This window comes from Fodinisporobacter ferrooxydans (assembly GCF_022818495.1).
Lineage (GTDB): Bacteria > Bacillota > Bacilli > Tumebacillales > MYW30-H2 > Fodinisporobacter > Fodinisporobacter ferrooxydans.
The window spans coordinates 1,693,383-1,706,868 of the sequence record NZ_CP089291.1; the positions used below are offsets into that span (position 1 = coordinate 1,693,383).

The 13,486-nt window shown below is 45.3% G+C and carries 11 protein-coding genes; 4 read left to right on the forward strand and 7 right to left on the reverse strand.

Annotated elements, in window-relative coordinates:
- Positions 1–34: 34 nt before the first annotated feature.
- From LSG31_RS08050 to pdhA, 7 genes are all read right to left on the reverse strand, one after another.
- Positions 35–1,651 (reverse strand): MDR family MFS transporter, encoded by a 1,617-nt coding sequence (locus LSG31_RS08050; RefSeq protein ID WP_347438821.1) that lies wholly within the window; start codon positions 1,649–1,651, stop codon positions 35–37.
- Positions 1,652–1,680: 29 nt separating this feature from the next.
- A complete protein-coding gene (locus LSG31_RS08055; protein WP_347438822.1) occupies positions 1,681–2,136 on the reverse strand; it encodes a MarR family winged helix-turn-helix transcriptional regulator in 456 nt (151 codons plus the stop codon).
- Positions 2,137–2,477: 341 nt separating this feature from the next.
- The gene (locus tag LSG31_RS08060) at positions 2,478–2,738 is read right to left on the reverse strand and encodes a hypothetical protein (protein WP_347438823.1); all 261 of its coding nucleotides are present in this window, start codon (positions 2,736–2,738) and stop codon (positions 2,478–2,480) included.
- 233 nt (positions 2,739–2,971) lie between these two features.
- Positions 2,972–4,372 (reverse strand): dihydrolipoyl dehydrogenase, encoded by a 1,401-nt coding sequence (lpdA, locus tag LSG31_RS08065; RefSeq protein ID WP_347438824.1) that lies wholly within the window; start codon positions 4,370–4,372, stop codon positions 2,972–2,974.
- 3 nt (positions 4,373–4,375) lie between these two features.
- Positions 4,376–5,689, reverse strand: a complete 1,314-nt coding sequence (locus LSG31_RS08070) for a dihydrolipoamide acetyltransferase family protein (protein ID WP_347438825.1) — start codon at positions 5,687–5,689, stop codon at positions 4,376–4,378.
- Between the two features lie 29 nt (positions 5,690–5,718).
- On the reverse strand, positions 5,719–6,699 hold the full coding sequence (locus LSG31_RS08075; protein ID WP_347438826.1) for an alpha-ketoacid dehydrogenase subunit beta: 981 nt from the start codon (positions 6,697–6,699) through the stop codon (positions 5,719–5,721).
- A 5-nt stretch (positions 6,700–6,704) separates the two neighbouring features.
- The gene (gene pdhA, locus LSG31_RS08080) at positions 6,705–7,823 is read right to left on the reverse strand and encodes a pyruvate dehydrogenase (acetyl-transferring) E1 component subunit alpha (protein ID WP_347438827.1); all 1,119 of its coding nucleotides are present in this window, start codon (positions 7,821–7,823) and stop codon (positions 6,705–6,707) included.
- 292 nt (positions 7,824–8,115) lie between these two features.
- Between pdhA and garR the strand changes: the two genes are divergently transcribed.
- The 4 genes from garR to LSG31_RS08100 all read left to right on the forward strand — a co-directional run bounded on the left by garR (position 8,116) and on the right by LSG31_RS08100 (position 13,485).
- Positions 8,116–9,021 (forward strand): 2-hydroxy-3-oxopropionate reductase, encoded by a 906-nt coding sequence (gene garR, locus LSG31_RS08085; protein WP_347438828.1) that lies wholly within the window; start codon positions 8,116–8,118, stop codon positions 9,019–9,021.
- Positions 9,022–9,150: 129 nt separating this feature from the next.
- Positions 9,151–11,085 carry a spore germination protein gene (locus LSG31_RS08090; protein WP_347438829.1) on the forward strand — a complete coding sequence of 645 codons (1,935 nt, stop codon included), beginning with the start codon at positions 9,151–9,153 and terminating at the stop codon, positions 11,083–11,085.
- The gene (locus LSG31_RS08095) at positions 11,057–12,166 is read left to right on the forward strand and encodes a GerAB/ArcD/ProY family transporter (RefSeq protein ID WP_347438830.1); all 1,110 of its coding nucleotides are present in this window, start codon (positions 11,057–11,059) and stop codon (positions 12,164–12,166) included. The genes LSG31_RS08090 and LSG31_RS08095 overlap by 29 nt, the downstream gene beginning before the upstream one ends.
- Positions 12,166–13,485 carry a Ger(x)C family spore germination protein gene (locus tag LSG31_RS08100; protein ID WP_347438831.1) on the forward strand — a complete coding sequence of 440 codons (1,320 nt, stop codon included), beginning with the start codon at positions 12,166–12,168 and terminating at the stop codon, positions 13,483–13,485. The genes LSG31_RS08095 and LSG31_RS08100 overlap by 1 nt, the downstream gene beginning before the upstream one ends.
- Position 13,486 lies beyond the last annotated feature (1 nt).

Consider the following 13,486-nt stretch of genomic DNA (forward strand, 5'->3'; position numbering starts at 1 on the left):
CCGGATTTTCTGTTTACACGCCGGTTTTTTCTGTTTATTTACTGCTGTGGTCACGACCGAATGGACGGCTATTTTTAGATAATTGAATATTTCCGAGAAAAAATGTCAGCAGTACACCCAACCCTACAAATAGCAATCCATATAGATATACGTTGTGCAATGTTTCAACGAGTGCAGTTTTTAAAATCGGCACAGCGGTTTGTTGAATTTCATTTGGCATTTTTGCAAGTGCTTCCGGGCTTAACAGCAAGGAGTACAATCCTTGTGGATTTGTTTGGATCATTGCTTCCAGTTGATTCACCATTCCATGTGCCTGCACAGGCAGTTTTTCTAAAAAAGGCGTTAACTTTACAGTCAATAAACGGGTCGATCCTTCGTTCATCACTGCACCCAAAATCGTCATCCCAAATGTTCCGCCGATCTGACGGAAAAACTGGCTGGATGAAGTCACGACACCAAGTTCAGACTTCGGAAACGATTCTTGCAAAGCCAAAGTAATCGTCGGCATCACAAGCCCTACGCCAAGTCCGAGTACGACCATATGACCCATTGCGACCAATTTTGTCGTGTGCATTCCCATTGTGGACAACAGCCAGAACCCGATACCCATTGTGACCATTCCGATTATAATTTGTGTTCGGACCCCGATTTTCCGCACAATCCGTCCGCCCAAAATGCTTGTAAGGATCATGGACAGCATCATTGGCAACATAATCGTTCCCGAAGCGGAAGCGCTGATCCCAATCACTCCTTGCATAAATAATGGAACGAACATAATGGCGCCAAACATTCCTACAGCCATCAGAAAACCAATTCCACTTAAAAGAGAAAATGTCTTGTTTTTAAACAAATGGAGAGGAAAAATCGGTTCACCGACTTTTGACTCGATCAAGCCGAAACTCGTCAAAAACACTGCGGAGCCAATCAATAACGCAACAATTTGCCAGGAAGACCAGGGATAATTCTTGCCGCCAAATGTAAGTGCAAGCAGCAGGAAGACAACGCCGCCGATCATAGTGAAGATTCCGCCGATATCAATTTTGACGCGTCCGGTGCCGCGCTGGCCTTTTAAGCCGATGGCAATCAGAACGGTCGCAATGATTCCAACAGGAAGGTTAATATAAAATACCCAGCGCCAATTCAATGAATCCACAATCCATCCGCCGACTTGCGGACCGATGATGGAAGCAAGCCCAAAAACCCCTCCGAATACTCCTTGCCATTTGGCGCGCTGCTCACCAGTGAATAGATCGCCAATGATGATCATCGCCATCGGCATCATGATGCCGCCGCCAATCCCTTGCAGTCCACGGAATAGAATCAATTGATTCATCGATTGGGCTGTACCACAAAGGGCAGAGCCAACCATAAAAATCAGCAATCCTGCCACATAGACAGATTTACGTCCAATCATATCGGCCAGTTTTCCGGCGATTGGCACCACTGTGGTGGAAGAAAGCATATAGGCGGTGGTTAGCCATGTCATGACGCCCAAACCGCCAAGCTCCCCGACAATTCGCGGCATGGCCGTTCCCACAATCGTATTGTCCAGTGCAGAAAAAAGCATAGCGACAAGCAGACCGATAATCAAAATGCCGCGATTGGCTCCTTCATGATCGATGCCAATCGTTGCTGTTTGCTGTTGATTCAAAAGAAAACCCTCCTTTACGGTTTCTCGGTTTATTTCTTGATTTCGTGCTCATCCTTGATTGTGATTTGCGCCAGTTTCTCAAAAATGTGCACGAGGTTTTTCATTTCCTCCGGTTCAAGCTGGCCGAGATATTTCTCAATGACTTGTTTCCGTTTCTTTTTTGCCTGAACTAATGTCGCAAGTCCTTCGTCGGAAATTTGAATATAAACGACTCTGCGATCACTATCATCCCGATCACGCAGGACAAAATCATTTTTATACATCCGATCCACCATCGCGGTTATTGCACTTGGTTTCACTCCTATTGCTTCTGAAAGTTCAGTCACGGTACATTTGCCATATGTGTAAAGTCGATGCAATATGAAAAATTGCGGTCCGGTCAAACCGCATTCCGACTCAGAAAGTTCTGGACCGAGCTTTCTCATTGTCGTTACAAAAGCCGTTTGCAGACGTTCAATCAACCGCTCAAAATCCTGTTCATACATTTCCGCCACTCCTGATCGATTTCAAGGTACAAGTCGTTTGTTCTAAAGTAGTTTGTTTCGTTTTATAGAGTGCATTATATTTTTGTATAAAATATTTAACATATTTAAATATATATCAATTGAATGTTTCTGTCAATGAAATTTTGTGCAGAGTTTTAAAAATAGGCTTTGATTACAAAAACCACAAAATGCCCGCATCACTAGTAAAGTGATACGGGCGAGGGAATAGCTATCGGATACAAGGCTAAAGGCTAAATGTCTTATGCAAATTCCATGTGCAAATTTCTCGTTCATGATATTCATGTGTAAGGACGGTTATTCATAGTGTATTTAAATCGCGTTTATGTCAGGTCATTCGGGGTTTGAGGAATGGCTTTCCGATCATTTTTGGATTGCTCGATATGCGCATCAATTGTCCCTTCCCGATACGAATCGTGAATTTGCATATGTGTAAATAACGTAGATTCTTCGTCAAATCCATCGACCGTATTGGTAAAAGAGGGGTAATTGTATACTTCATTTAATACTTGATCTGTTGTTTGCTGCAGAGATTGGCTTTGCTTGCCGGCATTTGCATTGGATTGATTTTGTTTCTGTTTCATTCGGATCACTCCCGGGCGATTTAAGTGTGTTGCATCGTTCTCACATTTAAACTGCCCAAGAAATTCTTATTTTACTCTAAAATGGCTGGAAATGTTATGTCGCAAAAAGATTCGAATCGCAAAAAGAAGCCCAGGAGTCTCCATCAATCGAAGAGAGTGTCCTGAGCTTACTAGATGATGTGATAAAATGAATGTTGCTGCATCATGTGCGATCGGCGAACTTGCAGATAGTTTTAGTGTGCGCTTTGGCCAAGCGCCGCATCGGCAGCTTCCATCGCCATTTCCCCGAGAGTTGGATGTGCATGGATCGACAAAGCGATGTCTTCAAGCACCACATGTGTTTCGATTGCAATGCAGAATTCCGCAATTAAGTTGGAAGCTTCCGCACCCACGATTTGTGCGCCAATGACTCGGCCATCATCTTTGCGGGCAACGATCTTGACGAAACCTTCCGCATCGTTTAATGCCAAAGCACGACCGTTTGCACCATAGGATGTGCGGCCTGTCACAACTTCAATGCCTTGTTCTTTGGCCTGTGTTTCCGTCAAGCCGACGTTTGCAATTTCCGGATCGGAAAATACGACGCTTGGAATGCAAAGATAATCAATTTTGCTTGGCAAGCCGGAAATCGCTTCGGCAGCCACTTTTGCTTCATAGGAAGCTTTGTGTGCCAAAGCCAGTCCTGGTACGATGTCGCCAATTGCGTAGATTCCGGGTACGTTGGTTCTGCACTGGTCGTCCACTTCAATGTAATTCCGTTCATTGAGTTTGACACCGGCGATATCCAATCCAAAATCGTTCGTATTGGGAACTCGTCCGACAGTGACAAGCACATACTCAGCGGTCACTTGCTTCTCTTCTTCGCCAACTTTAAATGTTACAGTCACATCGTTGTCTGTTTGTTCCGCAGACTGGGCGAACGCTGTTGTATGTACTTCAATTCCTGCCTTTTTCAGGCGGCGATCCACCCATTTGGTGATTTCCGAGTCGAATCCCGGAAGAATCGAACCGGCGCCTTCAAGCACCGTAACTTTGGTGCCGAATTTTGCATACATTTGTCCCAACTCGATGCCGATGTACCCGCCGCCGATGACCACCATGCTTTTCGGGATTTCTTGCAAGGACAAAGCTTCTGTCGATGATAAAATTCGTTTGCCGAACGGGAACGCCTTTAATTCGATGGGACGTGAACCTGTTGCAATAATACAATTTTTAAAGCGCAAGCGGTCAGACTCGTACCCTTTATAGACGCGCACTTCATTCGGGCTTACGAATAATGCTTCGCCTTTAATGACTTGTACTTTATTGGCTTTCATCAGTGTGCCGACACCGCCGGTCAATTTTTTAACCACGCCGTCTTTCCACACTTGAACTTTTGAAAAGTCAACGCTGACTTCTTTTGCGCTAATTCCCATTTCATCGGAATGTTTGGCAATTTCATAGCGATGGGCAGCAGAAATCAGCGCTTTTGATGGAATACAGCCACGGTTCAGGCACACGCCGCCAAGTTCATCCTTATCTACGAGCGTTACCGTCTGTCCCAACTGGGCAGCGCGAATGGCTGCCACATAACCTCCGGGACCTGCTCCAATGATTAACGTATCAACATCTGTAGTAAATTCACCTACAACCATCGATTACACCTCCATCAGTAAGACTTCCGGATCTGACAACAGACGCTTGAGATGATTCATAAAATATTGTGCTGTTGCTCCATCGATCAAGCGGTGATCAAAGCTTAACGACAATGCGAGAACAGGTGCAATCGCCAGCTCGCCGTCACGTACAACCGGCTTTTCCGCAATTCGTCCAACTCCAAGAATGGCCACTTCCGGATAGTTGATAATCGGTGTAAAGAACATGCCGCCAGCGGATCCGATATTTGTGATCGTAAACGTGCTGCCTTTCAATTCCGGCAATGTCAGTTTGCCTTCGCGACCGCGTACTGCCAAATCGGAAATTTCTTTTGCAATTGTCAACATGCTTTTGCGATCGGCAGACTTGACGACCGGAACGAGCAATCCTTGATCTGTATCTGTTGCAATTCCAATATGATAATCGTATTTATAGATAATTTCTTCTTTCTCATCGTCAAGAGATGCATTCAATACCGGGAACTCCCGCAGCCCGCTGACAATTGCCTTGACAATAAAAGGCAAATAGGTCAATTTTACACCTTTTTGTTCTGCTGTTGCTTTTTGCTTTTTCCGCAGTTCGACCAATTTGGTGACATCCACTTCATCCATAATCGTAACGTGTGGCGCGGTGTACATGGATTTCGCCATCGCATTGGCGATTGCTTTGCGAATGCCTTTGAGCGGCACGCGTTCTTCAGCGACAACCGTTTGCTGTTGAACGGCTGCAGGTGCCGCATTCGTTTCCGGAGCAGACGCTGTTTGGGCAGTTGGTGCGGCGGCAACTTCGGCAGCTTGCGCTTGTGCCGTGGGTGCACCGCCAGCAGCGCGATCGACATCGTCACGAGTAATGCGATTGTTTCTGCCGGTACCTGTAATCGTTGTTAAGGTCACACCTTTTTCTCGCGCATATTTGCGGACACTTGGCGTTGCCAAAACTTCTGCATTGGTTTCAGGTGCCGCTTGAGCCGTTGCTGCAGCGGCAGGTGCTGCAGTTTTCGCAGCCGTTGCGGTTGCCGTCGCTGTTTGTGCAGGAGTTGCTGCCGCTTGCGCAGATGCTGCCGCATTTCCTGCGCCTTCTACTTCAAACGTGACGATGATATCGCCGACGGTAGCGATGGTTCCTTCTTGAATTTTGATTTCTACGACTTTTCCATTCACAGGGCTTGGAAGTTCTACGAGAATTTTATCTGTTTGCACTTCCACGATGGGTTGATCTTCCGTAACAGCATCACCGCTTTTGACCAACCATTTGGTAATTTCGCCTTCATGAATTCCTTCGCCGATGTCCGGCAACTTAAATTCGAATACTGCCATGTCGTATTGTCCTCCTTTCTGACTCCAATTTAAAAATCGAGTACTTCATTTATTGTTTTTACGATCCGTTCAGGTGTCGGAAGCCACTTGTCTTCAATTTGCGCAAATGCATAGGGAGTATCCGGAGCAGTAACACGCAGTACGGGCGCTTCCAAATGCAAAATCGCTTTTTCATTGATTTGAGCAATCACTTCAGCAGCAACACCGGCAGAACGCTGCGCTTCCTGTACGACAATCGCCCGATTGGTTTTGCGCACAGACGCAAGGATGGTCTCCGTATCGATCGGTTGAATCGTCCGCAAGTCGATCACTTCCACATCCACACCGCGTTCTTTCTTCGCCAGTTCTGCCGCTTTTAATGATGTATGAACCATGGCTCCGTACGTAATAATGGTCAAATGCGCGCCTTCTTTGACAACATTCGCTTTCCCGATAGGCACGGTATATTCGCCTTCCGGCACTTCACCGCGGAAGGAACGATACAATTTCATGTGCTCCAGGAAAAATACCGGGTCATTATCCCGAATGGCGGAAATCAGCAACCCTTTGGCATCGTATGGATTGGATGGTACGACCACTTTTAATCCTGGTGTTTGAGTCAAAAGACCTTCCAATGGGTCAGCATGACATTCCGGAGTTTTCACGCCGCCGCCAAAAGGAGCGCGGAATGTAATCGGGCTTGTATAGCGGCCGCCGGAACGGTAACGCATGCGTGTCGCTTGTGAAGCGATTTGGTCAAATGTTTCAAAAACAAAGCCGATAAACTGAACTTCCGCGATCGGACGAAAGCCTGTCAGTCCAAGACCGACTGCCAAGCCGCCAATCCCTGATTCAGCCAGCGGCGTATCAAATACGCGGTGTTCGCCGAATTCTTTTTGCAAACCATCTGTCGCTCGGAATACACCGCCGTTTTTACCGACGTCTTCACCGAATAATAGTACATTGGGATCACGTGCCAGCTCTATGCGCATCGCATCTGTGATCGCTTGAATCATTGTCATTTGTGCCATGTGACTCACACCCCTTCAAACCAAGCTTTTTGTTCTTTGAGACTTTCGGGCAATGTTTCAAACATCGAATCAATGAGGCCGCTGACCGTCATTGCCGGAGTCTCATCCGCTTGTTTGATTGCTTCTGCAACTGCTTGTTTCGCTTCCTCGATTACTTGTGTTTCATCTTCTTCCGACCATAGCTTCTTGCTTTCGAGGTATTTGCGGAAACGTGTGAGAGGGTCTTTTTGTTCCCACTCGGATTCTTGTTCTTTCGTACGGTATCGAGTCGGGTCATCACCTGCAAGCGTGTGTGGACCGAATCGATATGTAAGACATTCGATTAAAGTGGCTCCTTCACCGTTGCGTCCGCGGTCTGCTGCATCTTTGACCGCTTTATATACAGCGAGTACATCCATGCCATCGACTTGTACGCCGGGGATTCCTGCAGCTACCGCTTTTTGTGCGATCGTTTCCGCTTTTGTCTGCTTTTCCAAAGGAACGGAAATCGCAAATCGATTGTTCTGCACGACAAAGATTGCTGGTGCCTGATATGCGCCGGCAAAGTTCAAACCTTCATAAAAATCCCCTTGGGAAGATCCGCCGTCACCTGTATATGTAATGGCAACGCGCTTTTCATTGCGAAGCTTATAACCTAACGCTACACCCGCAGCTTCGACGATTTGCGCGCCGATAATGATTTGCGGCATTAACACATTGACATCTTGCGGGAGCTGTCCGCCGTGCTGATGACCGCGAGAATATAAGAAGGCTTGGTATAAAGGCATTCCATGCCAGACAAGCTGCGGAATGTCGCGATATCCCGGCAAGATAAAGTCTTCTTTGTTCAAGGCAAATTCACTGCCGATCATCGAAGCTTCCTGACCTGCAACAGGTGCATAAAATCCAAGTCGTCCTTGACGATTGAGGGCAATGGCCCGTTGATCCCAAATTCTCGTGAAAACCATCCGGCGCATCAATTCACGCAGTTGGTCATCACTAAGTGCAGGCATATTGGCTTCATCTATGACCTTTCCATCCGTTGAAAGCACTTGAAGCGGCTGGAATGTTTCATCCACATTGGTATAGATGTAGCCTGTCTGATGTTGTTTTTGATTATTTGGCCCTTTTGTTTGTACAGGCATACAGTTCACCCCGATTCTTTAAATAACACATAAAGTGTGCAACAATATATAGAATTTTATGCTTTTCCTTCGATTTCGTCAAATAATTGTAAGAAAATCGAACCTGATTCGCTTGTATTCAAAAAAATCGGATAATATCGGCATTGACATGTACTATAACACGATATTGCAGCAGTTTCTGTTGTAGAAATGGTGTGTGCAGGCTAGTAAACTCATAAAAAAAAGAATACTATATTTGTATAAAAATTCAGCATATTGCAGCTATTCAAATTATGATGTTGGAGGAATAAAAATGAAAAAAACGATTGGCTTTATCGGCTTAGGCATCATGGGAAAACCTATGTCATTAAACCTCATGAAGGCAGGATATCAATTAACCGTATACGATATAAATAAAGAAGCAGTACAAAAATTAGTCGCTTCAGGAGCTGCTGCTGCTGCATCGCCAAAAGAAGTAGGAGAAAATAGCGATATTATTTTTACAATGCTCCCAAATTCAGGACATGTAAAAGAAGTAGTTTTGGGTGAAAACGGAATTGTAACAGGTGCAAAAGCAGGTGCCGTTATTATTGATATGAGCTCGATCTCACCAGTAGTTTCTAAGGAAATTGCAAAAGAGGCTGCGAAAAAGGGAATTGAAATGCTGGATGCGCCTGTAAGCGGAGGAGAACCGAAAGCGATTGACGGCACCTTGGCGATCATGGCAGGCGGCAAGGAAGAAATTTTTGAAAATGTTAAAGATGTGCTTTTTTGTATGGGAAAAGACGTGACATTGGTGGGCGAAAACGGATGTGGCACGACTGCCAAATTGGCGAACCAAATTATTGTAAATTTAAATATTGCGGCAATGTCAGAAGCACTTGTGTTGGCTGCAAAAGCTGGCATTGATATTCAAAAGATGTATCAGGCCATACGGGGAGGACTTGCAGGAAGTGCTGTGCTGGATGCAAAAGTGCCTTTGATTCTTGAGAGAAATTTCGTAGCTGGCGGAAGAATTGACATCAACCTTAAGGATATAGCCAATGTCATGGAAACCGCACATGAAATCGGTGTTCCGCTGCCGCTATCCAGTCAGCTTTTGGAGATCTTTCATGCATTGAAAGTCGATGGAAAAGCAAGCCATGATCATGGTGGCATCGTACAGTACTATGAAAAACTGGCAAATGTTGAAGTGAAACGTGCAGAGGTGCAAAGATGATAAAGCAAGTTTCATGTGTGCAAATGAACATTCAGGTCCCTTGAAAAATCAAGGGGCCTTTTTTCTGCAATATTTCTTAAAAGGTTGGGAAAGCTACCAAAAGTCGTAATGTACAGGGAGGCTTTACCAATGTCAAATATGCTGAAAAAGCTATTAGGATTCCAACAATCCCATTTTGATATGGTGTATAAACAATTTAAAAACGAAGGTTTCTCGTTGCGACAGGATTCCGGATCTTCCCGACAGGATGCTGATGCTTCTGTTGATGATGCTTCTTCAGAAGGGGAACAAGCGACTGAAGATGACAAAAAGGAGTCCCAAAAGGATTCCCAACAGCATGAGCCTGCTGCTGTCGAGCAAAATCATGCGGGCGGTCCGGTGGAATTGCGCAAGCCGATAAAAATCAAGGATTGGAAAGAACACAAAGGCGAGCCGGAACACAGCACAAAAAAAGAGCAGGATACATCCCAGGATACTTCTGAAAATAAGGATGATCGTACGTATATCGATACAGATCTGAAAACAAATCGTGCCTATCTGGAGAAAAAATTCGGATTACCTGCGAACGCTGATATTATCATCCGTGATTTTACGATTGCTACACATCCGGAAACAAAAGCTTTAGTGGTATACCTGGAAGGATTGTCTGATAAAACGGTCATCAATGATTCAATCCTAAAATCATTGATGCAATTGACTGCGCTCCATCCTACGTCAAATACGGGAGATCGGGCCGAGCTTGTCAAAGAGACGTTGTTGCCCGGCAATCAAGTCATGACATACGAAAAATGGGAGGATGTCATCAAAAATGTGTTGATGGGATCTTCTGCCTTGTTGATCGAAGGCAGCAATAAAGCATTGGTGATCGAGACAAAAGGCTGGCAGCAGAGGTCCGTCAGCGAACCGAATTCAGAAAAAGTCATACGCGGCCCGCATGACTCATTTACGGAAAATTTGCGGACAAATACGGCCCTTATCCGTTTGCGATTGCAGACAAATGCTTTGATTACTGAGATGCTGCAGGTGGGAAAACGTTCCGGAACAACGGTTGCCATTATGTATCTGAAAGGAGTCGTGAATCCAAAACTCGTCAAAGAGGTAAAAAAACGGATCAAAAAATTGGACACCGATATGATTTTAGACAGCGGAATGATTGAACAACTGATCGAAGACAGGCCGGGCAGCATGATTCCGACGCTTTTGTCTACCGAGCGCCCCGATCGGGCGAGTGCATTTATAGCGGAAGGGCATGTTGTCATCATTATCAATAATTCACCGTATGTGTTAATCGCACCTGTTTCCTTATGGGCGATGCTGCATACGGCAGAAGATGCATACTTGCGTTGGCCTTTTGGTACATTTTTACGGATTATACGATTTCTTTCGATGGTTTGCGCCATGTTGCTGCCAGGAATCTATATTGCAGTTACCAATTATCATGCAGAAATGATCCCCACCGAACTTATGATTGCCATTGCAGCATCGCGGGAAAACGTGCCCTTTCCCGTTGTGCTGGAAGTTTTGTTGATGGAGTTTGCAATCGAATTAATTCGCGAAGCCGGAATACGAATTCCTTCTGTTATCGGTCCGACGATTGGCATTGTCGGTGCGTTGATTTTAGGACAAGCAGCCGTTCAGGCAGGCATTGTCAGTCCATTATTGGTGATTGTAGTGGCAGTGACGGCATTGGCATCTTTTACGGTACCCAATTATAATCTTTCCTTCGGTGTACGAATTGTAAGATTTCTGTTTTTGATTGCCGGCGCCATTTACGGATTTTTTGGCATTGGATTGCTGGTGATTGTTGGCATTACATATCTTGCCGGAATCAAATCCTTTGGCGTGCCTGTACTTGCTCCGGTCGCGCCATTTTCCCGATCCCATGATGTTCTTATACGCAAAAAATTATTTGAATTGGAAGAGCGTCCAACTTACATGAGTCCACTCGATAAACGAAAACAAGAACCTTTGCAGCGGCCCTGGAGTTTGCAATCCGAGACCACGGAGGAGCATCAATCGGGCGGCGTAAATTCTGATGAAAGGAGCAAACGGGATGATTCATGAAGGACATATCGGCCACCGGGAAGCGATTGCGGTAGTCTCTTTATATAGCGTTACGAAAATATTTTTAAGTTTTCCGGAGGAAATGGTGAAGCTGGGGGGGACGGCCAGTTGGCAAATTCCACTGCTATCGGGAATCTGGACAGCCATTTTCGTTTTTTTGATTTATCGTTTGTATGTGCGGACAGAAGGTGCATCCATTTTTGAAGTCGCTTATGCGTATGGCGGAAAGTTTTTTGGCGGTTTGTCTTCCTTGATCTATACATTGTTTTTTCTTGCACTGGGGTCGTTGATTCTCCGGGAGTTTACCGAGACTGTCGTCGCTACCGTATTGCCGGGTACACCGGTGTCAGCTGTCGCGATTCCATTTATGCTGGCAATTCTATATATTGCGTATCAAGGATCTGAGATATTTTCCCGGGTTGGATTTATTATTGCACCGATTGTATTTGTGGGGATCGCCATCATTTTTTTATTAAATACCAACTGGATGAATCCGAATTACTTGCTGCCGATTGAAGGATGGGGAATGTCGTCAGTGATTTATAACAGCTTTTTTCGCACCAGCATGTACGGCGAATTGTTTATATTGGTACTGCTCATACCATCCTTTCGAAAAAAACAGGAATTTCGCAAGGTTTGCTTTTGGAGCTTGGGGATTTCCATTGTTGCATTAACACTTACGATCCTATGTTATCTGATGATTTTCTCTTCAGAAGAGGCATCGCGGCTGCCGTTTCCGATGTTTCAAATCTCCCGCATGATTTATTTGGGGAGATTTTTGCAGCGGATCGAATCGATTTTCATTTTTTTATGGGTCAGCAGTGCGGTCATAAAAGTGGGAGTGAGTTTGTGGGGAGCCACATTTTCATTTGCGGAAGGGATCCGGGTGCCATTATACAAACCGCTTTTGTTTCCGATGGCAATCCTGATGTATACACTGTCTTTTGTACCTAAAAACTTCCCGGAAGCTGCGAATTGGGATATTTCGATTTTCCGTTTGTGGGGAGGATTGATTCCATTTGGTTTCATCGTGATTCTCTATATGTTGACTCTCGTTCGTAAAGAAAGGGGAAATGGCTGATGGGAAGGAGGAAGTTCGCAAGCTGGTTTCTCAGTGTTGTGATGTTCGTGCAAATTCCCCTTCTATCCGGATGTTGGAGCCGAATGGAACTCGAAGAACAAGCGTTTGTTCCTTCGATTGGTCTGGACAAAGTTCCGGGGGGTGGAATCAGTCTTACTGCACGTATCGCCATTCCATCCGCATTAGGCGGCGGGGTTGGCGGTGGTGGGGGCGGTGGAGATAAGACTTCCAAAATTGTTTCTGTTCAGGCGCGAACGATTGGCGAAGCGATTTCTTTATTAAGCCAAACGGTGGAACGCACGCCTTCTTTCACCCATTGTTCAGCGGTGGTATTTGGCGAATCAATCGCCCGGGAAGGCATTATGAAGTATTTGCGGTCTTTGGTACAATATCGGGAATTTCGGCGGACCATTTTTATTTTTACAGCAAAAGGCAAAGCGGCTGACGCTTTTAAAAATAATAAGCCGGTGATTGAACGATCACCGACACGCTATATAGAAAATATCGTAAAGTCCGCCGATCATACGGGATTGATTTCAACGGTGGCATTGCACGATTTTTTATTGGCGAGTGAGACTCCCCACTCGGATGGATTTACGATGTTGATCGGAAGCAATCAAAAAGTTGAGAAACAGGCCAAAAAGCAGGAAAAACAAGCCGCCAAACAGTCAACGGCACAGTCAAGAGTCCTGCCGGTATTCGGCGACACAAGCAAGAACGCTCCCGATTCTGCCGGATCCATGAAACGAAATGGAGGAAATCCGATTGAATATATCGGAACAGCCCTGTATAAAAAAGGGAAATTTATCACGGAACTGGATGGTAATGAAACCCAACTTCTGAATATGATTCGAGGAGATTTTAAACGGGGAACGATAACGATTATGGATCCGGTGCAGAAAAAGGGCTATGTAACCATTACAACATCGGAAGCACGTCCACCGAAAACAGAAGTGACATTTCGACCCGATAAAATGCACCCGGATATACGGATCAGCATACATCTTGAGGGGGATCTGTTCGGTCAGCAAACCAATACGGATTTTACCAAAGGCCAGAATCGAACAGAACTGCAAAAAGAAGCGATACAAGAATTGGAAAGCCGATTGCGTTTGCTGGTTACAAAATTACGGCATCAGTTTAAAGTCGATCCCATGGGAATCGGGACATCCACACGGAAATTATTTACGAGAAGCCAGGATTTTGACAGCTACGATTGGGCAAAAGCATTTGACCAGGCCAACGTACATTATGATATTTCCTATCAATTGCGAAGAATTGGCGTGCAAGGTACGCCTCCATCAGTAAAAGAAAGGTAGA

Excerpts from the sequence above, each read along its gene's own strand:
- LSG31_RS08075 (WP_347438826.1), bottom strand. The coding sequence starts at position 6,699 with ATGGCACAAATGACAATGATTCAAGCGATCACAGATGCGATGCGCATA.
- garR (WP_347438828.1), top strand. The coding sequence starts at position 8,116 with ATGAAAAAAACGATTGGCTTTATCGGCTTAGGCATCATGGGAAAACCT.
- LSG31_RS08055 (WP_347438822.1), bottom strand. The coding sequence starts at position 2,136 with ATGTATGAACAGGATTTTGAGCGGTTGATTGAACGTCTGCAAACGGCT.
- LSG31_RS08070 (WP_347438825.1), bottom strand. The coding sequence starts at position 5,689 with ATGGCAGTATTCGAATTTAAGTTGCCGGACATCGGCGAAGGAATTCAT.
- LSG31_RS08090 (WP_347438829.1), top strand. The coding sequence starts at position 9,151 with ATGTCAAATATGCTGAAAAAGCTATTAGGATTCCAACAATCCCATTTT.
- LSG31_RS08095 (WP_347438830.1), top strand. The coding sequence starts at position 11,057 with ATGAAAGGAGCAAACGGGATGATTCATGAAGGACATATCGGCCACCGG.
- lpdA (WP_347438824.1), bottom strand. The coding sequence starts at position 4,372 with ATGGTTGTAGGTGAATTTACTACAGATGTTGATACGTTAATCATTGGA.
- LSG31_RS08100 (WP_347438831.1), top strand. The coding sequence starts at position 12,166 with ATGGGAAGGAGGAAGTTCGCAAGCTGGTTTCTCAGTGTTGTGATGTTC.
- pdhA (WP_347438827.1), bottom strand. The coding sequence starts at position 7,823 with ATGCCTGTACAAACAAAAGGGCCAAATAATCAAAAACAACATCAGACA.
- LSG31_RS08060 (WP_347438823.1), bottom strand. The coding sequence starts at position 2,738 with ATGAAACAGAAACAAAATCAATCCAATGCAAATGCCGGCAAGCAAAGC.